The following is a 17,713-nucleotide window of genomic DNA, read 5'->3' as shown; positions in this document are numbered from 1 at the left end:
GTGCTTTTGCCATCCATGCACCCGGCCAGCCTGCCGCAGGATTCGGACTTTTCGCCGTCTTCGGATCTCGCGGCCGATCTGCGCGCCCTCCTGCACGACGCCCTGCAACTCGGCGAGGAGGCCTTCGAGTTCACCGTCGACACCCCGCTGCTCGGTGTCCTGCCTCAGCTCGACTCGATGGGCGTGCTCGCCGTGCTGACCGCGCTCGAACAGCGTTTAGGTCTTGCGCTCCACGACGATGAGGTCGATGCCAGCCTGTTCGAGACCTTCGGCGCGCTGCTTGAATTCGTCCGCCAGCGTCTGCATACCCAGGGGAAACGCTGAAAAACCCTGAATGGGCACCTCGAAAAACCTACTGCGCGGGCAGATTGCGGCGTCGCTTCCTCGCTCACCCCTCGCCTATCGACTTGATATGTCTCGGGGATTCGCTGCGGGGCTCCTTGCACTCTGCCCGCTCGTGACGGTTTTTCGAGGTGCCTGAATGTGGCTCGTTCCCTCCCCCCTGGCGGGGGAGGGCTAGGGAGAGGGGGGTTGATTTTCAGTGGCTTATCACCCTCTCCCCCAGCCCCTCCCCCATCAAGGGGGAGGGGAGATGGATAGGTTTTGCCTTTCCCTACGCACTGAGCGTTCCTACAGTACCTGACATACCATGCCCCTCCGTCGGGCAAGGATGGATTCAAGCCCCATGCCCCTGCTGACCGTCGATCACCTCGGCTTTGCCGTCGGTACCCGTACCCTGCTCAAGGATATCGCCTTCACCGTCGAGAAGGGCGAGCGCATCGCCCTGATCGGGCGCAACGGGGAGGGCAAGTCCACCTTGCTGCGCATCCTCACTGGCGAACAGCGCCCGGATGAGGGCGAGATCCGCCTGGCGCCCGGCGCGCGCGCGGCCTATCTGCAACAGGACCCGCGCCTGGAGTCCGACGCCACGGTGTACGACACCGTGCTGCAGGGCTTGGGCGACCTGCATGACATCCTGCTCGAATACCAGACCATCCTTGCCCGTCTGGATAGCGGTGACGAGGCGGCCATGGAACGGCTGTCCGCCCTGCAACATGAGCTGGATGCCCGCCACGGCTGGGACGTGGCGCGCCGGGTGGATGAGGTCATCAGCCGGCTGGAGCTGGATCCCAAGCGCAAGGTGCGCGAGCTCTCGGGCGGGGCGCAGCGCCGTGTCCTGCTCGCCCAGGCCCTGGTGCAGGAGCCGGACCTGTTGCTGCTTGATGAGCCGACCAACCACCTCGACATTGCCAGCATCGAATGGCTGGAAGGCTTCATCCGCGACTTCCGCGGCGCTGTCCTGTTCATCACCCACGACCGCGCCTTCCTGCAGCGCCTGGCCAACCGCATCCTCGAGCTCGATCGTGGCCAGCTCACCTCCTGGCCGGGGGACTGGGACAACTACCTGCGCCGCCGTGAGGAGCGCGAGCACGCCGAAGCGCAGCAGAATGCCGAATTCGACAAATTCCTCGCCCAGGAAGAGGTGTGGATCCGGCAGGGCATCAAGGCCCGCCGCACCCGCAACGAAGGCCGTGTGCGCCGCCTCATGGCCCTGCGGCGTGAGCGTGCCGAGCGGGTCAACAAGCAGGGCAGGGTAGAGGTCAGCCTGGGGAGCAGCCCCACCTCGGGCAAGCTCGTGGTCGAAACCGAACACGCGAGCAAGAGCTTTGCCGGCAAGCCGGTGATCAAGGATCTCTCTATTCGCATCCAGCGCGGCGACCGCATCGGCCTGGTCGGCCCCAACGGGGTGGGCAAGAGCACCCTGCTCAAGCTGCTCTTGGGGGAAATCCAGCCGGACAGTGGCACGGTCAGGATCGGCACCCAGCTTGAGATCGCCTATTTCGACCAGCACCGCGCCCAGCTCAACCCGGACTGGACGGCGATCGAGAACCTCTGCGACGGCGGCGATCGGATCGAGGTGCACGGTGAGAACATGCACGGCATCGGCTACCTCCAGCGCTTCCTGTTCACCCCGGACCGCGCCCGCACCAAGGTCTCCGCCCTCTCGGGGGGCGAACGCAATCGCCTCTTACTCGCCCGCCTGCTGGCCAAACCCGCCAACCTGTTGGTGCTGGACGAGCCTACCAACGACCTCGACCTGGAAACCCTTGAGGTCCTGGAGCAGGCCCTGCTGGACTACGACGGCACCCTGCTGGTGGTGAGCCACGACCGCGCCTTTCTCGACAACGTGGTCACCAGCCTCTTGGCCTTCGAGGGTGAGGGGAACATCCGTGAAGTCGTGGGCGGCTACGCCGACTGGATCAAGATCAGGGAGCAGGAAGCCACCCGATCGGCCCAGGCGCAGAAAGAGAGAGCCGGGGTGAAGGCGGATTCGCCCACCGTCGCGAAAGCCGGGGGCGAGGCATCCGCCTCATCCGCGGTCAAACCTCGATCCAAGCTGAGCTTCAAGGATCAGCGCGAGCTGGACCAGATGCCCGCGCACATTGATGCGCTGGAGGCTGAACAGGCCGAGCTTACCGCCCGAAGCAGTGATCCGGCCTTCTACCAGGGGGATCAGGCAACCATCAAGGCCGTGCTGGATCGCCTCGCCGCCATCGGGCAAGAACTGGAAACCGCCTATGCCCGCTGGGCCGAACTGGATGCCATGTCAGGATGAGTGAGGGCCCCCTTCGGTAGGCTGCCCCGTGGGGATCATGCCATCATTCCGTGCGCATCAGCTGACAAAAAACGGCATGTCCGATACGCATCTTGTTGATCTTGCCAAGCGTGTTTTCCAGCTCGGTGGATTTCTGAGGGATTGCTCCGGGCTGTGGCGGCCGGCCCCCTTCCACCACGACCTGCCGCCCTGGGTGGAGGGGCATCCCGAGCTTCATGCGGCCCTCCTCGCATTGACTCCAGAGCAGGTCGATGCCCTGCATGCCGACGAGCGGCGCCTGAGGCATTGGCTCGAACGATTCATTCCAGGCATGGACGCCCTCGAACCGCTCATCGGCTTCGAGCGTCTGCAAGGCCCGCCGCGCAAGGCCAACCCCGTCCATGCCCCCGCGCGGGACGTGCCCGGCAGAAAGTGGGCGCAAATCGACGCCTTTGCTGGCCTGGCGCTCGATGCCCTGGAGGGGGTGGACGAGGTGTGGGACTGGTGCGCGGGCAAGGCGCACCTCGGCCGCCTGATCGGCATGCACAGCGGCGTGCAGGTGCGCGCGCTGGAGCGTGACCCTGCCCTGTGCGCCGATGCACAGAGATTGGCGCAACGGGATGGCGTCCGGTTGACGGCGCAGGTATGCGACGTGCTCAGCGAGTCCGCGGAGCCCACCCCCACCACCTTGGCCTGTGCGCTGCACGCCTGCGGCGACCTGCACCTGACCCTTCTCGACCAGGTTGGGAGCCGATCGCCCGCAGGGCTGCTGCTCGCCCCATGCTGTTATCACCGCACGGTGCATGAACACCATCGGCCGCGCTCGTCCGCCGGACGGGCGTGCGGGCTGAGGCTGTCGCGCGAGGATCTGCGACTGGCCGTGCTGGAAACCTGTACGGCCGGTCACGCGCAGCGCGAGGCGGAAAAACGCCGCAAGGCCCGTCTGCTGGCATTGAAAGGATGGGGCGCGCAACATGGCCTGGAAGTGACGGATTACTCCCCGCTGAAGGACATCGGCCGGGATGATGACCGCATGGCCCTGCAGCGAGCCTGTGAGCGCCTCGGCTGGCCCGTTCCCGATGCCGGGCAGGCGGAAGACGCCATGCGGACAGGTTGGAAACGCTCCATGGAGGTACGCGCCTTCGAGCTGATCCGCGCCGCTGTTCGTCGGCCCCTGGAGGTGTGGCTGGTGCTGGACATGGCCCTGGGCCTGGCGGACGAGGGCCATGAGGTGGAGGTGGGGGAGTTCTGCGGACGCGAGCTGACCCCGCGCAATCTCCTCATTCGTGCTCGCCGTCGAGTAGCACCTCGGCCGGCAGGGGATGGCCAAGAAAGTGCACCGGGCTGGCCGTGAGGCCATAGGCGCCGGACTGGGTGACGGCGATCAGGTCGCCGACCTCGGCGCGGGGCAGTGCAACCTTGTGGCCGAGCACGTCCAGCGGGGTGCACAGGGGGCCGTGGATGTTGACGATCTCCTCGGGAGGGCTCCCCACCCGGTGGGCGAGGTAGACCGGATAGTTCTTGCGGAGGATCTGACCGAGGTTGCCGGACAGGGCCAGGTGGTGGTGCATGCCGCCGTCGGTGATGAGGAAGGTTTCTCCGCGGGAAACCTTGCGGTCGACGATACGGGTGACATACACGCCGGCCTCTCCGACCAGAAAGCGGCCAAGCTCAAGAATAAGGTGAGCATCCCCCAGCCAGCCTCCGTGATCCTCGAGAAGGTGATGAAGTCGATCCCCCATGGGGTTGATATTCAGGCGGTTTTCGCCAGGAAAATAGGGAATCCCCAGGCCGCCGCCGATATTGATCTGCCGGACCGGCAGGCCGGCCCCCTCCAGCAGCGTGCGGGCCAGGTCCAAGGCGCCGGACTGGGCCTGGATGATGGCCTCCATGTTCAGGCTCTGTGAGCCGGTGAAGATGTGCAGCCCTTGAAAATCAATGTCTAATGCATTGATTTTACGAATGATGGCTGGCGCCTGCTCGGCATCGATGCCGAAGGGTTTGGCGCCGCCGCCCATGCGCATGCCAGAGCCCTTCAGTTCGAAGTCCGGGTTGATGCGCAGGGCCACGCGCGGCCGGATGCCGAGCTTCTCACTCAGGCGGGTCAGGCGTTCCAGCTCGCCGGCCGATTCGACATTGACGGTGATGCCAGCTTGCAGGGCCGCCATGAGCTCCGCATCGCGCTTGCCGGGGCCGGCAAAGCTGATCGTCTCGGGCCTGAAGCCCGCTTCAAGCGATTTCTCAAGTTCCCCGGCGGAAGCGACGTCGCAGCCGTCCAGCAGCCCGGCCATGCGGTGCAGGAGGGGCGGGAATGGGTTGGCCTTGACGGCATAGTGGATCTGCACCCGTGAGGGCAGAACATCCCGCAGTTCCTTGATGCGCCGCTGGATCAGGCGGCTGTCGTAGGCGTAGAAGGGCGTGCCCACGCGCTCAGCCAGCGCGGTCGCCGGTTCCCCCCCGATGCACAGGATGCCGGCGCGGGTCTCGAACAGTAGCGGGGCGTGGGACGGATGGATCATACAGGCTCCACATGAGGGCCGGGCGGCGTGCCATACTGCTCCCGCAGGCGGCGGCGGTCGACCTTGCCATTGGGGGTGAGGGGAAGGACGGCGACCATCTCGATGGTTGTCGGGACCATGTAGACCGGAAGGTGGGCACGGCAGTGCCGGAGCAGCGGGGCGGGATCAAGATGCCCTGATTCGGGCACCACCACCGCGAGGATACGCTGCCCGAGGATGTCGTCTTCCACGCCGATGGCGGCGGCCTCGCGCACGAGTCCCGAGGCGTAGATGACGTCCTCGATCTCGGTTGGGCTGATGCGGTAGCCGGAGGTCTTGATCATGTCGTCGTCGCGACCGATGAAATAGAGGAAACCGTCCTCGTCCATGCGCACCCGGTCGCCCGACCAGACGGCCCGCTCCGGATGCGGCAGGCCGCAGGCCCGGCCAGGGATGGGGCGATAGCGCTCGGCGGTGCGTTCGGCGTCGTTCCAGTAGCCCAGGGCGACGGTCGGGCCGCGGTGCACCAGCTCCCCCGGCTCGTGCGGGGCGCAGGGGGTGCCGTCCGGGCGCAGCACCATGATCTCCGCATTGGGGATGGCCTTGCCGATGGAGCCCGGGCGGCGGTCGAGCTCTGCGGGCGGCAGGAAGGTCGAACGGAAGGCCTCGGTCAGGCCATACATCAGAAACAGTTCGGCAGCCGGCAAGCCCGCGCGCAGGCGGTCGATGATAGGAAGGGGCAGGCGCCCGCCGGAGTTGGTCAATATCCTCAACGAGTCGAGCTCTGGCAGCCAGTCCTGCGCGGCGAGCTGGTGCCAGAGGGGCGGCACGCCCGCTAGCACGGTCGCCCGATGGCGGGTGATCGCCTTGTGCAGGTCACGCGGTAGCAGGTAGTCGAGCAGGATGACCGATGCGCCGGCATGAAAGGCGATCGTGAGCTGAGACAGCCCATAATCGAAGCTGAGTGGCAGCACGGCGAGCAGGCGATCCTCAGGGCGGATGCCGAGATAGGCCGCGACGCTCGCCGCCCCGGCCAGCAGGTTGCGGTGCGAGAGGGCCACGCCCTTTGGCTTGCCGGTGCTGCCGGAGGTGTAGAGCAGGGCGGCGAGATCGAGCTCGGTCAGCGACGGCAGCGCCGCCTCCGCTCGTCCCGCGCCCGCCACCTCCGTCGTGGACAGGAGGCTCACACCAGGCACGGGCTCCACGCCGTCGATACCGTCAACCAGCAGGATCCAGCGTAGGTCGTGCACCTTCGCAAGTTCGCCGCGCAGGGCTTGCAAACGGGCCTTCTGGGTGACGAGCATGCGCGCTCCGCTGTCGCAGAGGATATGCGCGACCTGCGCGGACTTGAGCGCGGGGTTGATGGGGACCATCGCCCCACCCGCGGCACTGGCGGCGAACAGGGCGACAACCGCATCCGCGCTTTTGGGCAGCCAGATCGCCAGTCTCTCGCTGCGCATGAGGCCGAGTTCCTTGATCCCTGCCGCCAGCGCCCTGACCCGTGCGCCGAGCTGTCCGTAGTCCAGGCGCTCCTCGCCCGGGCCGTACAGGGCTAGGGCGTCGGCCTGACTTTCGGCCTGCTGCAGCAGAAGGTCGTGCGCGGCGATTGGATTCATGCCTTGCGTGGCTCCAGTTAATTTAGAATAAAAAAATTTAACAACCGGACGTGCGTCCGGTGCACGCGTCCCATCGACACCGTCAATCCGTCATGCCCTATCCATCCCGAGCCATTTTCGAGCACATCTTCAGCCCCGCGAACCATGATCTTCTGGTTCTCCTTGGTCAGCATGTGGAGGCGAGCGCGGACGAGCTTGCGGGTAGTTTCTACCAGGAGATGCTCCGGAATGAAGAGGCCCGCCAGTACCTGAGCCATGAGTTGGTCGATGCGCGCCTGCGCCGGAGCATGGCGGATTGGCTGGTCGACCTGTTCCGTCGGCGCGGGCCGGAGGATTATGCGGCCTTCGTCAGTCGGCAGAGGCGCATCGGCGAAGTTCATGCGCGGATCAACGTGCCGATGCTGCTGGTCCAGCAGGGGTTGCGGGTGATCAAGGAGGGGCTCTTCACCCGCCTCGCCGGGGAGGTGAAGGATCGTGTTGCCCTGATCCGGGCGATCCTGTTCGCAGACGACCTGCTCGATTACACCACGAACCTGTTCAATGAGCGCTACGTCGAGCAGATCGTCGAGTCGGAAAGCCAGGTCCAGGTCATGCGCATCCAGATGACGAGCCAGAACCTGGCCATGGATGTCGAGTCGCTGCGAGGCAGTCTGCTGGACTGGCTACGGCATACGCTCACCTCCCTGTACCAGTCCTGGATCAGCGGTGCCGAGCCCCCGGCCTATGCCCTGTCCACCAATGAGTTCGCCCTGTGGATCGAACACAAGGGGCAGCTGCTGTTCGCGGACCATCCTGACATTGAGGCGCTGCAGGCAGACAGGGCGCATCTTGAGCAGGCCTATGAGCATGCGCGCGAGGCCTGCCGCCGGAAGGACAGCAGCAGCTTCGAGAAAGCGCTCGCCGAACTCAACGACACGGTGACCAAGGCCAATTGGCACCTTACCGAGCTTGTGCGCCACATGTTGGAGATGCACAACCTGCGCGATCCTCTGACCGGCATCCTGAGCCGTCGCTACCTGCCTTATGTCATGCGCCAGGAGATCGCCCTCTATCGCAGAACGGGCAAGTCATTCGCGGTCCTCATGCTCGACGTCGATCATTTCAAGGCCATCAACGACGAGCACGGCCACGCAGCGGGCGATGCCGTTCTGACCCAGTTCAGCGCCACGCTGCAGGCTGCAGTGCGCTCCAGCGATTTCGTGTTCCGCTACGGCGGCGAGGAGTTCCTCATCCTGTTGAGCCACGCAACCGAGGCGCAGGCCCTCAAGGTGGCCGAAAAGATCCGCGCCGAGGTGGAGCGCCACCCCTTCATGACCCATACGGGCACGGTTCTCCATGTCACCACCAGCATCGGAGTGGCTCTGTATGACGGTCATCCTGATTACGAACGGGTGATCGACCAGGCGGACCGCGCGCTTTACCGCGCCAAGGATGCGGGGCGCAATCGCTGCGCACCGTATTCGGCCTGATGACGGGGCCGGGGCCTCCCATTTTCGCAGGTTTGGCGCGCAAAGCTGCTAAGATTCCCCCTCCCATCCGTCCGCAGCACGATCATGTCCGGCAATACTTTCGGCACCCTGTTCACCGTCACCACCTTCGGCGAGAGCCACGGCCTTGCGCTCGGCTGCATTGTCGACGGCTGCCCGCCGGGCATGGCGCTGACGGAGGACGACATCCAGCCCGACCTGGATCGCCGCAAACCAGGCCAGTCGCGTCACACCACCCAGCGTCGCGAGGAAGACCGGGTGCGTATCCTCTCCGGCGTCTTCGACGGCAAGACCACCGGCACGCCGATCGCCTTGGTGATCGAGAATACCGACCAGCGCTCGAAGGACTACTCTGACATCGCTCAGACCTTCCGTCCCGGCCATGCCGACTACACCTACCAGCAGAAGTACGGCATCCGCGACTACCGCGGTGGCGGCCGCTCCAGTGCGCGTGAGACCGCCGCCCGCGTGGCGGCTGGGGCCATCGCCAAGAAGTGGCTGAAGGAGCGCTACGGCGTGACCGTGCGCGGGTTCCTTAGCCAATTGGGCCCGATCCGCGCTGAGAAGCACGATTGGGATGAGGTCGAGCGCAACCCGTTCTTCAGCCCGGACGCCGGCAAGGTGGCGGAGATGGAGGCCTTCATGGACGCCCTGCGCAAGTCAGGGGATTCCATCGGCGCCAAGGTGACGGTCGTGGCCGAGGGCGTGCCGCCGGGCTGGGGCGAACCGGTGTTCGACCGCCTGGATGCCGACATTGCCCACGCCATGATGAGTATCAACGCGGTCAAGGGGGTGGAGATCGGCGATGGCTTCGCCTGCATCGAGGCGCGGGGGACCGAATTCCGCGACGAGATCACCCCGCAGGGGTTCCTCTCCAATCATGCGGGCGGCATCCTTGGCGGTATCTCCAGCGGCCAGGCCATCGTCGCCCACATCGCGCTCAAGCCAACCTCCAGCATCCGCCTGCCTGGGCAGAGCGTGGATGTCCACGGCGAGCCGGTCGAAGTGGTGACCAAGGGCCGGCACGACCCCTGCGTCGGCATTCGTGCCACGCCCATCGCCGAGGCTATGCTGGCCTTGGTGCTCATGGATCATGCCCTGCGCCACCGCGCGCAGAACGCGGATGTCGTGAGCGGCACGCCGGTCATCCCCGCGTTTCGCTAATCCATCATGCCTGCGGGACGTGATCCGCTGCTCTGGCGGATCCCGGGCTACTACTTCGCCTATTTCGCCGCGCTCGGCATCTTCCTGCCGTTCTGGCCGCTCTACCTCAAAGGGGAGGGCTTCGATCCCGCGGCGATCGGCTTCCTGATGGGGCTGTTCGGTCTGACCAAGCTGGCCGGACCACCGATCGTGGGCTGGCTGGCCGATCATCTCGGCCAGCCGATGCGCTGGGTGCGGCTGGCGAGCATGCTCACCCTGGCCGGATTCCTGGCCGTATTTGCTGCGCACGATCTGTGGTCGATGGCCCTGGCGATGATCGTATTCACCTTGGCCTGGAATGCGGCCATGCCGCAGTTCGACGCGGTGACCTTGCAGCATCTGGGTGAGAAGGCGCATCGCTACGCGCGCATCCGGTTGTGGGGCTCGGTGGGATTCATCGTCACCGCGCTCGGTGGAGGGCCTCTGCTCGACCTGTGGGGGGCAGGCATGTTGCCGTGGGGACTGGTCCTGGTCTTTGCCGGCATGAGCATGCTGGCCTTGGCGGTGCCGGGGCCTGCCGAGGAGACTCTGCCTCGGACCGTACAGGCGGGGCCTGTCTCTATCCTTCCCATCCTGCGGCGTCCCGAGGTGTACCTGTTTCTCGCCGCCAGCCTGCTGCTGCAGGCCAGCCACGGCACGTACTACGCCTTCTACAGCGTCCATCTCGAGCTGCACGGCCACAGTAAGGCCCTGACCGGGGCCCTGTGGGCGTTGGGGGTGCTGGCGGAGGTCGTCATCTTCCTGATCGTGCATCGTTGGCTGCCGCGCTACGGCGCTGTGCGCCTGATGCAGCTCACCCTCCTGCTGACGGCCCTGCGCTGGGTCCTCATCGGTGCCCTGCCTGAAAGCGTGGCGGTCCTGACCCTGGCGCAGCTTTTGCACGCCTTCAGCTTCGGCGTGGCGCATGCGGCGAGCATCGAGTTCATCCGCCAGCATTTCACCGGCAGCACGCAGGGGAGGGGGCAGGCGTTGCTGTCCTCGCTCTGCTACGGCGCCGGCGGGGTGCTGGGATTCTGGCTGGCAGGCGGGCTTTGGCAGGCCTTCGGCGCTTTGCCGAGTTTTGCGGTGAGCAGCGGCATGGCGCTGATGGGGGGGCTCTTGCTGACCCCCTTCGTGTGGAAAAGGCTTGGAACCTGAGGGTTCAGCCCAAGGGATCCAGGCCGGCTTCGCGCAGCAGGGTACAGAGCGCGATCAGTGGCAGGCCGATGAGAGCGCTCGGATCATTGCCCTCGAGGGCCTCGAACAGGGCGATGCCGAGCCCCTCCGACTTGAAGCTTCCGGCACAGTCGTAGGGTTTTTCCTTGGCGAGGTAATGTTCGATCTCCGCGTCATCCAGGTGGCGGAATCGGACCGTGAAAGGTACTTCAACGGTGCGTTCAAAGCCCTTTTCAATGCACATCAAACACAGGCCGGTATGGAATGCGACGCTGCGCCCGGAGGCGGAGCGCAACTGGGCGAAGGCCCGTTCGTGCGTGCCGGGCTTGCCGAGGACCGTATCGTCCAGTACCGCACATTGGTCGGAGCCGATGACCCAGGCCGAAGGATGCTGTGCTGCCACGGCCCGTGCCTTCTCGCTCGCCAGGCGCCGGACCATCGCCTCGGCAGGCTCTCCCTCACGGCGGGTCTCGTCGATGTGCGGGCCCACGGCGGCAAAGGGCAGGCCGAGACGTGCCAGAAGCTCGCGCCGGTAAGGCGATGTCGAGGCGAGAATCAGGGAAGAATCATCGGCCGGTGTGCCGGATGCGGTGGGCTGGACCATGAAATCCTTTGACAGTGAATGAATCGGGTTAATAAAATTAACAAATTATGTTTGATCAATGGCAACAGCCGCTGGATGTCCGCGCCCTGATCCGTCAGGGCATCACCCTCAAGGGCGAGGTGCAGGTGGCTGAGCTGCCCCGGTTGCAGGGGGTGGTCCTTCGGGACGCGCCGATCCGTTTTGGTTTGAGCTTCGGCAAGAACGATGAGGGTCTGGCGGTTGTGACCGGACAGGTGCAGGGCACGGTCGAGATGACATGCCAGCGCTGCCTGGAAGCCGTGGCCATCGAGCTGGATGCCGAGGTCGGACTGGGCGTGGTCGAGAGCGAAGAGGAGGCCAAGCGCCTTCCTCCCGAGCTGGACCCGCTGATCCTCGGCGAAGAGCCGGTTCGTCTGGCCGACCTGATCGAGGATGAGATTTTGCTGGCCCTGCCCGTGGTACCCATGCATGCACACGCCTGTGTGCCTGCCCACCGCGAGCACGAGGGCATGGAAAAGGCGGACAATCCGTTCGCGGCATTGCGCGGCCTGGTCAAACCATCCGCGCATTGATTGATTTACTTTATTTGAGTTTGGAGTTTGAACCATGGCCGTACAACAGACCCGCAAGAGCCGTTCCAAGCGTGACATGCGCCGCGCCCACGACGCGCTCGGCAAGCCGGCTTTCTCGGTCGACCGCACCAGCGGTGAAACCCACCTGCGCCACCATGTGAGCCCCGAGGGCTTCTACCGTGGCCGCAAGGTCATCGAGACCGTCACCGAGCAGGAATAAGCCGCTGCCCCGGCGTATCGACGCCGGGCGCCATCCTTGGGTGGCGCAGGATGGAGGTATCCAGCAGCATCGGTGACACCCACCCGCCAGAGGGTATCTCCAATCATCGTGACGGGCGTCCCAGTCTCAAGTCGGGTCGCCCGTTTTGTTTTTGCTCTCGAACGGCCACATGTCCATCACCCTTGCCCTTGACGCCATGGGGGGCGATCACGCCCCCGGCATCGTCCTTGACGCCGCCGTGGAGGCCCTGCGCCGCCATCCCGAACTGCACCTGATCCTGGTCGGCCAGGAATCCATGCTGCGCGATGAGTTGGCCCGTCGCAATGCGCTCAACGAGGGGCGTCTTTCCGTGCACCATGCCAGCGAGGTCGTGGCGATGGACGAGTCTCCCGCGCTCGCCCTGCGCGGCAAGAAGGACTCCTCCATGCGCGTGGCCATTGACCTCGTGCGCGAGGGCCGGGCAGACGCCTGCATCAGTGCCGGCAATACCGGCGCACTGATGGCGACCGCCAAGTTCGTGCTCAAGACCCTGCCAGGCATCGACCGCCCTGCCATCTGCACCATGTTGCCGACGGCTACAGGGCATACCCATGTGCTGGATCTTGGCGCAAATGTCGAGTGTGGTGCGGAGCACCTGTTCCAGTTCGCGGTCATGGGCTCGGTGCTGGCTTCCGCGGTCGACAACAATCCCAACCCGCGCGTCGGCCTGCTCAATGTCGGCGCCGAGGCGATCAAGGGTAACGACACGGTCAAGGCCGCCGCCCGCCTGCTCGAGGCCTCGCCGATCAACTACATCGGTTATGTCGAGGGGGATGACATCTACAAGGGCACGGCCGACGTGGTGGTGTGCGATGGCTTTGTCGGCAATGTCGCCCTCAAGGCCAGCGAGGGCGTGGCCAAGATGATCAGCGGCCACCTGCGCGACGCCTTCAGGCGCAACCTTTTCACCAAACTGGCCGCATTGATCTCGATGCCGGTGCTCAACTCGCTCAAGCAGCGTTTTGACCCGCGCCGCTACAATGGCGCCAGCCTGCTCGGCCTGCAGGGCATCGTGGTCAAGAGCCATGGCGGGGCGGATGCCTTTTCCTTCGGCCACGCCATCGACACAGCCATGCACGAAGTCGAGCAGGCCGTTCCAAGCCGCATCGACAGTCAGCTAGAAACCCTGCTTGCACAGAGGCAATCGCATTGATCTTTTCCCGCATCACCGGCACCGGGGGCTATCTGCCCGAGAAGATCCTCACCAACCAGGATCTCGAGCGGATGGTGGAGACCACCGATGAATGGATTCGCGAGCGGACCGGCATCGAGAAACGTCACATCGCGGCCGAGCACCAGTCCACCGTGGATCTTGCGGAGCAGGCCGCGCGTCGCGCGCTGGAGTCCGCCGGGATCGAGGGCAAGGACCTCGACCTGATCATCGTCGCCACCACCACGCCTGATCGCATCTTCCCGAGCACGGCCTGTCTGCTGCAGGACCGCATCGGCGCCAATGGCTGCGCCGCGTTCGACGTGCAGGCCGTATGCACCGGCTTTGTCTATGCCCTGGGCGTGGCCGACAAGTTCATCCGCGCAGGCGGCACCAAGCGTGCCCTGGTGGTGGGGGCGGAGACCCTCTCGCGCATCGTCGACTGGACGGACCGCACCACCTGCGTGCTGTTCGGCGATGGCGCCGGTGCCGTGGTGCTGGAGGCCTCCGAGGAGGCCGGCATCCTCTCCACCCACCTGCACGCTGATGGCCGTTACGACAGCCTGCTGACCGTGCCGGGCGGGGTTTCGCAAAACGCGGCCCTCTGCCGCGAGGGGCGCGCTTTCATCCAGATGAAGGGCAACGAGGTATTCAAGGTGGCGGTCAACACCCTCGGCCGCATCGTCGACGAGACCCTCGATGCGGCCGGCCTGGAGAAGTCTGACATCGACTGGCTGGTGCCCCATCAGGCCAACACCCGCATCATCGCCGCCACCGCCAAGAAGCTTGATCTGCCCATGGAGCGTGTCGTCCTGACCGTGGGCCAGCATGGCAACACCTCGGCGGCCTCGGTGCCGTTGGCGCTGGATGTCGCGGTGCGCGATGGCCGCATCCGTCGTGGCGACATGCTACTGCTCGAGGCTTTCGGTGGTGGGTTCACCTGGGGTTCGGCCCTGGTACGCTTTTAAGAAAGGGTATTCCCATGGCGCTCGAGATCGAACGCAAATTCCTGGTTATCAATGACGATTGGCGTGCGCGGGCGACCGGGTCGATCCGCCTGCGGCAGGGGTATCTCACCGCCTCCCCGGACAGCGGCCGTGCCTCGGTGAGGGTGCGGGTCGATGGCAAACAGGGCTACCTGAACATCAAGAGCGTGACCCTCGGCATCCACCGGCACGAGTTCGAGTACGTGATTCCGCTCGACGAGGCCAACGAGATGCTTGATACCCTCGCAAGCGGCCCCATCATCGACAAGACCCGCTATCTGGTTCCGAACGGCGGGCATGTCTGGGAAGTGGACGAGTTCCACGGAGACAATGACGGTCTGATCGTCGCCGAGATCGAGCTCGGCAGCCTGGACGAGCCGTTCGAAATGCCTGACTGGGCTGGTGCCGATGTCTCCGATGACCCGCGCTACTACAACGTCTCTCTCGCCCAGCACCCCTACAGCCGCTGGGCCCACGCCGCCGGCCGCGCCGAATGGGATGAGCGCGACTACTGAACGATCGGCCTTCGACCATCGTGCCTTCCTTGCGCGCGCCCCGGAGACGCCGGGGGTCTACCGCATGCTCGACGCCGAAGGCGTCATCCTCTACGTCGGCAAGGCCAGGAATCTCAAGAAGCGCCTGGCCAGTTATTTCCGCGGAAGCCACGTGGCGCCGAAGACGGCCGCGTTGGTCAGCCGCATCGCCGATATCCAGCTCACCGCCACGCACACTGAAACCGAGGCCCTGCTGCTTGAGAATCACCTGATCAAGCAACATCGTCCGCGCTACAACGTGCTGATGCGGGACGACAAGAGCTATCCGGAGATCTTTCTTGGCACCGCACACGCCTACCCGCGCCTGGGCTACCACCGCGGGCCGCACCGCGAGCCTGGGCGCTATTTCGGCCCCTACCCGAACGCCGTGGCCGTGCGCGAGACCCTGAACCTTTTGCAGAAGGTCTTCCGCCTGCGCGACTGTGCCGACCCCGAATTCGCGAACCGTTCGCGGCCCTGCATGCAGTACCAGATCAAACGCTGCACGGCCCCCTGTGTGGGGTATGTCAGCCGCGAGGAGTATGCCCGCGATGTGCGCGATGCCCAGCTCTTCCTCGAGGGGCGCAGCCAGCAGGTCATCCATGCCCTGGTCGAGCGTATGGAGCAGGCCGCGGAACATCTCGCCTTCGAGGAGGCGGCCCAGTTGCGCGACCGCATCAGCCAGTTGCGCGCGGTCAGCGAGCGCCAGTACGTCAGTACCCAGGGCGGTAGCGTGGACGTGCTGGCCTGCGTGCAGGGGGGAGGCACGTCCTGCGTCGAGGTGCTGACCATCCGCGATGGGCGCAACCTCGGCGGACGCGCCTACTTCCCCAAGAACACCGAGGGGCTGGGCGAGGGTGAGGTTCTCGCCGCCTTCATCGGCCAGGTCTATCTTGAGCGCGACCCTCCGCGTGAACTGCTGGTCAGCCATGCCCCCTTTGAGCGGGAGCTGCTCGAGCAGGCCCTGGGTGAGGCCAGCGGCCATTCGGTCCGCATCCAGGCCGCGCCCCGTGGAGAACGGGCGCGCTGGGTAGAGATGGCGCGCCAGAATGCCTCGCTCGCCCTTGGCCAGCGGTTGGCGTCGCGTGGCAGCCAGGAGCTTCGCCGGGAGGCCTTGCGCGAGGCGTTGGGGCTTGACGCCCCGCCAAGTCGGATCGAATGCTTCGATATCAGCCACACCCTCGGGGAGTCCACGGTGGCCTCCTGCGTGGTGTTCGGTCCGGAAGGTCCGCTCAAGACGGCCTACCGTCGGTACAATATCCAGGACATCACCCCGGGCGATGATTACGCGGCGATGGAACAGGCGTTGGAGCGGCGCTTCGGGCGTGCCGTGCGGGAACATGGGCCCCTGCCGGAGGTGCTCCTGATCGATGGCGGGGTGGGGCAGGTGGCCCGCGCGCAGGCGGTCCTTGCTACACTGGGGCTGACTGACGCACTGATGGTCATCGGCGTGGCCAAGGGGCCCGAGCGCCGCCCTGGGGAAGAAACCTTGCTACTGGCGAGCAGTGGCCGCGAACTCGACCTGCCGGCCCATTCGCCGGCCCTCCACCTGATCCAGCAGGTGCGGGATGAGGCACACCGCTTCGCCATCACCGGCCATCGGGCGCGGCGTGCCCGAAGCCGCGAGACCTCGACCCTGGAGGCCATCCCCGGAGTCGGAGGCAAGCGGCGCCAGCAATTGCTCAAGCACTTCGGTGGTCTGCAGGCACTGAGCCGCGCCGGGGTGGAGGACATCGCCAGCGTGCCGGGGATCAGCACGGCGCTGGCGCAGCGGATCTACGACCATTTCCACCATTGAACCATCACCACCACACGGCCACAGGCATGCCGCTCAATCTCCCGAACATCCTTACCTGGCTGCGCATCGGCATGATCCCGCTGTTCATTGCCGTGTTCTATCTGCCCTATGTCTGGGCCTTTCCGTTGGCCGCGATCATCTTCGCCCTGGCCGGGCTTACCGACGCGGTGGATGGTTACCTCGCGCGCAGGCTCAACCAGCAGTCACGCTTCGGCGCCTTCCTTGATCCGGTGGCCGACAAGCTGATGGTCGCCGCCGCCCTGGTCCTGCTGGTTGCCGAGCATGGCGGCATCGTCCTGGCCTTGCCGGCGATCATCATCATCGGCCGGGAGATCGCCATCTCCGCCCTGCGCGAGTGGATGGCGGAGATCGGCGAGCGCCGCAAGGTCGCGGTCTCGAGTCTCGGCAAACTCAAGACCATCCTGCAGATGGCGGCCATCTTCGCCCTGTTGTACTACCAGCCGATCCTCGGCCTGCCGACCTTCGAGATCGGCATCGCACTGCTCTACGCCGCCGCGCTGCTGACCCTCCTGTCCATGGTGGGCTACCTGCGCGCCGCCTTCGGTGCGCCACCGGAGGTGGGGCATTGACCCGCTCCTGGCGCGCCCTTAAGATATTGCGATCTTCGAGCCACCGGGTCGACGTCGGACCGGGCTTGCAGATGCGGCAGCCAAGCCGTGCTCGACCATGGGCCCTTTGAGGGCCTTTTTTATTGGTCGATTCCTGGAATTGAATGGCAGGTGTAAATCCAGCATGAATGCCCCCAAGATGGCTCCCGGTATCGGTCCGCTGCACCAGGATCCGTTCAACCTGACCGACATGCTCGCGCCGGTGGCGCGCGATCTCGGCTTTGAGCTGATCGGTGTCGAATACCAGCCGGGCACGCGCGCCCGTGTACGGCTGTACATCGACTCTCCGACGGGCATCACCGTGGACGACTGCGCTGACATGAGCCATGCCGTCAGCGCCGTGTTGGACGTCGAGGATCCGATCCCCGGCAAGTACACCCTCGAGGTGTCCTCCCCAGGGCTCGACCGGCCGCTGTTCCGCCTGGAGGACTTCGCGCGCTACACCGGCCAGCGCGCCCGCATCCGCCTGCAGCGTCCCCTTCCCGGCAGTGCGCCCGCCGTTCCAGGGGGGCGCCCGCAACGCAATTTCCTGGGCGTCCTGGCCGGTGTCGAGGGAGGCGAGGTCCTGCTCGATACCGAGACCGGTCCGCTGCGCCTGCCGTATGCCGACATCGACAAGGCCCATCTTGAACCCGAGTTTTAAGCCCG

The 17,713-nt window shown here is 65.5% G+C and carries 17 protein-coding genes; 14 read left to right on the top strand and 3 right to left on the bottom strand.

Annotation, left to right across the window (positions count from 1 at the left end; all coding sequences use genetic code 11):
* The 3 genes from V6D91_RS01245 to V6D91_RS01235 all read left to right on the top strand — a co-directional run bounded on the left by V6D91_RS01245 (window position 1) and on the right by V6D91_RS01235 (window position 3,950).
* A complete protein-coding gene (locus V6D91_RS01245; RefSeq protein ID WP_347317370.1) occupies window positions 1–324 on the top strand; it encodes an acyl carrier protein in 324 nt (107 codons plus the stop codon).
* Window positions 325–685: 361 nt separating this feature from the next.
* On the top strand, window positions 686–2,617 hold the full coding sequence (locus V6D91_RS01240; RefSeq protein ID WP_347317369.1) for an ATP-binding cassette domain-containing protein: 1,932 nt from the start codon (window positions 686–688) through the stop codon (window positions 2,615–2,617).
* Window positions 2,618–2,693: 76 nt separating this feature from the next.
* The gene (locus V6D91_RS01235) at window positions 2,694–3,950 is read left to right on the top strand and encodes a methyltransferase (protein WP_347317368.1); all 1,257 of its coding nucleotides are present in this window, start codon (window positions 2,694–2,696) and stop codon (window positions 3,948–3,950) included.
* Here V6D91_RS01235 and V6D91_RS01230 read toward each other — a convergent pair.
* Both V6D91_RS01230 and V6D91_RS01225 read right to left on the bottom strand, forming a co-directional pair.
* On the bottom strand, window positions 3,877–5,115 hold the full coding sequence (locus V6D91_RS01230; protein WP_347317367.1) for a pyridoxal-dependent decarboxylase, exosortase A system-associated: 1,239 nt from the start codon (window positions 5,113–5,115) through the stop codon (window positions 3,877–3,879). The two genes, V6D91_RS01235 and V6D91_RS01230, sit on opposite strands and share 74 nt — an antisense overlap.
* Window positions 5,112–6,710: an acyl-CoA ligase (AMP-forming), exosortase A system-associated gene (locus V6D91_RS01225; RefSeq protein WP_347317366.1), complete on the bottom strand. Its 1,599-nt coding sequence runs from the start codon at window positions 6,708–6,710 to the stop codon at window positions 5,112–5,114. Before V6D91_RS01225 ends, V6D91_RS01230 begins: the two co-directional genes overlap by 4 nt.
* A 92-nt stretch (window positions 6,711–6,802) precedes the next feature.
* Between V6D91_RS01225 and V6D91_RS01220 the strand changes: the two genes are divergently transcribed.
* The 3 genes from V6D91_RS01220 (at window position 6,803) to V6D91_RS01210 (ending at window position 10,537) form a co-directional block, all read left to right on the top strand.
* Window positions 6,803–8,179 carry a GGDEF domain-containing protein gene (locus V6D91_RS01220; protein WP_347317365.1) on the top strand — a complete coding sequence of 459 codons (1,377 nt, stop codon included), beginning with the start codon at window positions 6,803–6,805 and terminating at the stop codon, window positions 8,177–8,179.
* A gap of 84 nt (window positions 8,180–8,263) precedes the next feature.
* On the top strand, window positions 8,264–9,361 hold the full coding sequence (gene aroC / locus V6D91_RS01215) for a chorismate synthase (RefSeq protein WP_347317364.1): 1,098 nt from the start codon (window positions 8,264–8,266) through the stop codon (window positions 9,359–9,361).
* Window positions 9,362–9,367: 6 nt separating this feature from the next.
* Window positions 9,368–10,537, top strand: coding sequence for an MFS transporter (locus tag V6D91_RS01210; protein WP_347317363.1), 1,170 nt, complete (start codon window positions 9,368–9,370; stop codon window positions 10,535–10,537).
* Between the two features lie 4 nt (window positions 10,538–10,541).
* Here V6D91_RS01210 and V6D91_RS01205 read toward each other — a convergent pair whose 3' ends face one another.
* Complete coding sequence (locus V6D91_RS01205; protein ID WP_347317362.1) at window positions 10,542–11,159, bottom strand: Maf family protein; 618 nt, start codon at window positions 11,157–11,159, stop codon at window positions 10,542–10,544.
* Between the two features lie 47 nt (window positions 11,160–11,206).
* On the opposite strand from V6D91_RS01205, the gene V6D91_RS01200 reads away from it, so the two are divergent.
* The 8 genes from V6D91_RS01200 (at window position 11,207) to rimP (ending at window position 17,708) form a co-directional block, all read left to right on the top strand.
* Window positions 11,207–11,710 carry a YceD family protein gene (locus tag V6D91_RS01200; RefSeq protein ID WP_347317361.1) on the top strand — a complete coding sequence of 168 codons (504 nt, stop codon included), beginning with the start codon at window positions 11,207–11,209 and terminating at the stop codon, window positions 11,708–11,710.
* A gap of 34 nt (window positions 11,711–11,744) precedes the next feature.
* The gene (gene rpmF, locus V6D91_RS01195; RefSeq protein ID WP_347317360.1) at window positions 11,745–11,930 is read left to right on the top strand and encodes a 50S ribosomal protein L32; all 186 of its coding nucleotides are present in this window, start codon (window positions 11,745–11,747) and stop codon (window positions 11,928–11,930) included.
* A gap of 169 nt (window positions 11,931–12,099) precedes the next feature.
* Window positions 12,100–13,122: a phosphate acyltransferase PlsX gene (gene plsX / locus V6D91_RS01190; RefSeq protein WP_347317359.1), complete on the top strand. Its 1,023-nt coding sequence runs from the start codon at window positions 12,100–12,102 to the stop codon at window positions 13,120–13,122.
* Entirely contained in the window at window positions 13,119–14,087 is a 969-nt protein-coding gene (locus tag V6D91_RS01185; RefSeq protein ID WP_347317358.1) for a beta-ketoacyl-ACP synthase III, read from the top strand. The genes plsX and V6D91_RS01185 overlap by 4 nt, the downstream gene beginning before the upstream one ends.
* A 14-nt stretch (window positions 14,088–14,101) precedes the next feature.
* On the top strand, window positions 14,102–14,620 hold the full coding sequence (locus tag V6D91_RS01180; protein ID WP_347317357.1) for a CYTH domain-containing protein: 519 nt from the start codon (window positions 14,102–14,104) through the stop codon (window positions 14,618–14,620).
* Window positions 14,604–16,436, top strand: coding sequence for an excinuclease ABC subunit UvrC (gene uvrC / locus V6D91_RS01175; RefSeq protein WP_347317356.1), 1,833 nt, complete (start codon window positions 14,604–14,606; stop codon window positions 16,434–16,436). The genes V6D91_RS01180 and uvrC overlap by 17 nt, the downstream gene beginning before the upstream one ends.
* A gap of 26 nt (window positions 16,437–16,462) precedes the next feature.
* On the top strand, window positions 16,463–17,026 hold the full coding sequence (pgsA, locus tag V6D91_RS01170; RefSeq protein ID WP_347317355.1) for a CDP-diacylglycerol--glycerol-3-phosphate 3-phosphatidyltransferase: 564 nt from the start codon (window positions 16,463–16,465) through the stop codon (window positions 17,024–17,026).
* A gap of 163 nt (window positions 17,027–17,189) precedes the next feature.
* Complete coding sequence (rimP, locus tag V6D91_RS01165; protein WP_347317354.1) at window positions 17,190–17,708, top strand: ribosome maturation factor RimP; 519 nt, start codon at window positions 17,190–17,192, stop codon at window positions 17,706–17,708.
* The last annotated feature ends 5 nt before the right edge of the window (window positions 17,709–17,713 follow it).

The organism is Thiofaba sp. EF100 (assembly GCF_039822285.1).
GTDB lineage: Bacteria > Pseudomonadota > Gammaproteobacteria > Halothiobacillales > Halothiobacillaceae > Thiofaba.
The sequence above is the reverse complement of the archived record's forward strand: the minus strand, read 5'-3'. Positions and strand labels throughout refer to the sequence as shown.

Coding starts and splice junctions, on each gene's coding strand:
- V6D91_RS01240 (WP_347317369.1), top strand. CDS start 686: ATGCCCCTGCTGACCGTCGATCACCTCGGCTTTGCCGTCGGTACCCGT.
- V6D91_RS01235 (WP_347317368.1), top strand. CDS start 2,694: ATGTCCGATACGCATCTTGTTGATCTTGCCAAGCGTGTTTTCCAGCTC.
- V6D91_RS01230 (WP_347317367.1), bottom strand. CDS start 5,115: ATGATCCATCCGTCCCACGCCCCGCTACTGTTCGAGACCCGCGCCGGC.
- V6D91_RS01225 (WP_347317366.1), bottom strand. CDS start 6,710: ATGAATCCAATCGCCGCGCACGACCTTCTGCTGCAGCAGGCCGAAAGT.
- V6D91_RS01220 (WP_347317365.1), top strand. CDS start 6,803: ATGCCCTATCCATCCCGAGCCATTTTCGAGCACATCTTCAGCCCCGCG.
- aroC (WP_347317364.1), top strand. CDS start 8,264: ATGTCCGGCAATACTTTCGGCACCCTGTTCACCGTCACCACCTTCGGC.
- V6D91_RS01210 (WP_347317363.1), top strand. CDS start 9,368: ATGCCTGCGGGACGTGATCCGCTGCTCTGGCGGATCCCGGGCTACTAC.
- V6D91_RS01205 (WP_347317362.1), bottom strand. CDS start 11,159: ATGGTCCAGCCCACCGCATCCGGCACACCGGCCGATGATTCTTCCCTG.
- V6D91_RS01200 (WP_347317361.1), top strand. CDS start 11,207: ATGTTTGATCAATGGCAACAGCCGCTGGATGTCCGCGCCCTGATCCGT.
- rpmF (WP_347317360.1), top strand. CDS start 11,745: ATGGCCGTACAACAGACCCGCAAGAGCCGTTCCAAGCGTGACATGCGC.
- plsX (WP_347317359.1), top strand. CDS start 12,100: ATGTCCATCACCCTTGCCCTTGACGCCATGGGGGGCGATCACGCCCCC.
- V6D91_RS01180 (WP_347317357.1), top strand. CDS start 14,102: ATGGCGCTCGAGATCGAACGCAAATTCCTGGTTATCAATGACGATTGG.
- uvrC (WP_347317356.1), top strand. CDS start 14,604: ATGAGCGCGACTACTGAACGATCGGCCTTCGACCATCGTGCCTTCCTT.
- pgsA (WP_347317355.1), top strand. CDS start 16,463: ATGCCGCTCAATCTCCCGAACATCCTTACCTGGCTGCGCATCGGCATG.
- rimP (WP_347317354.1), top strand. CDS start 17,190: ATGAATGCCCCCAAGATGGCTCCCGGTATCGGTCCGCTGCACCAGGAT.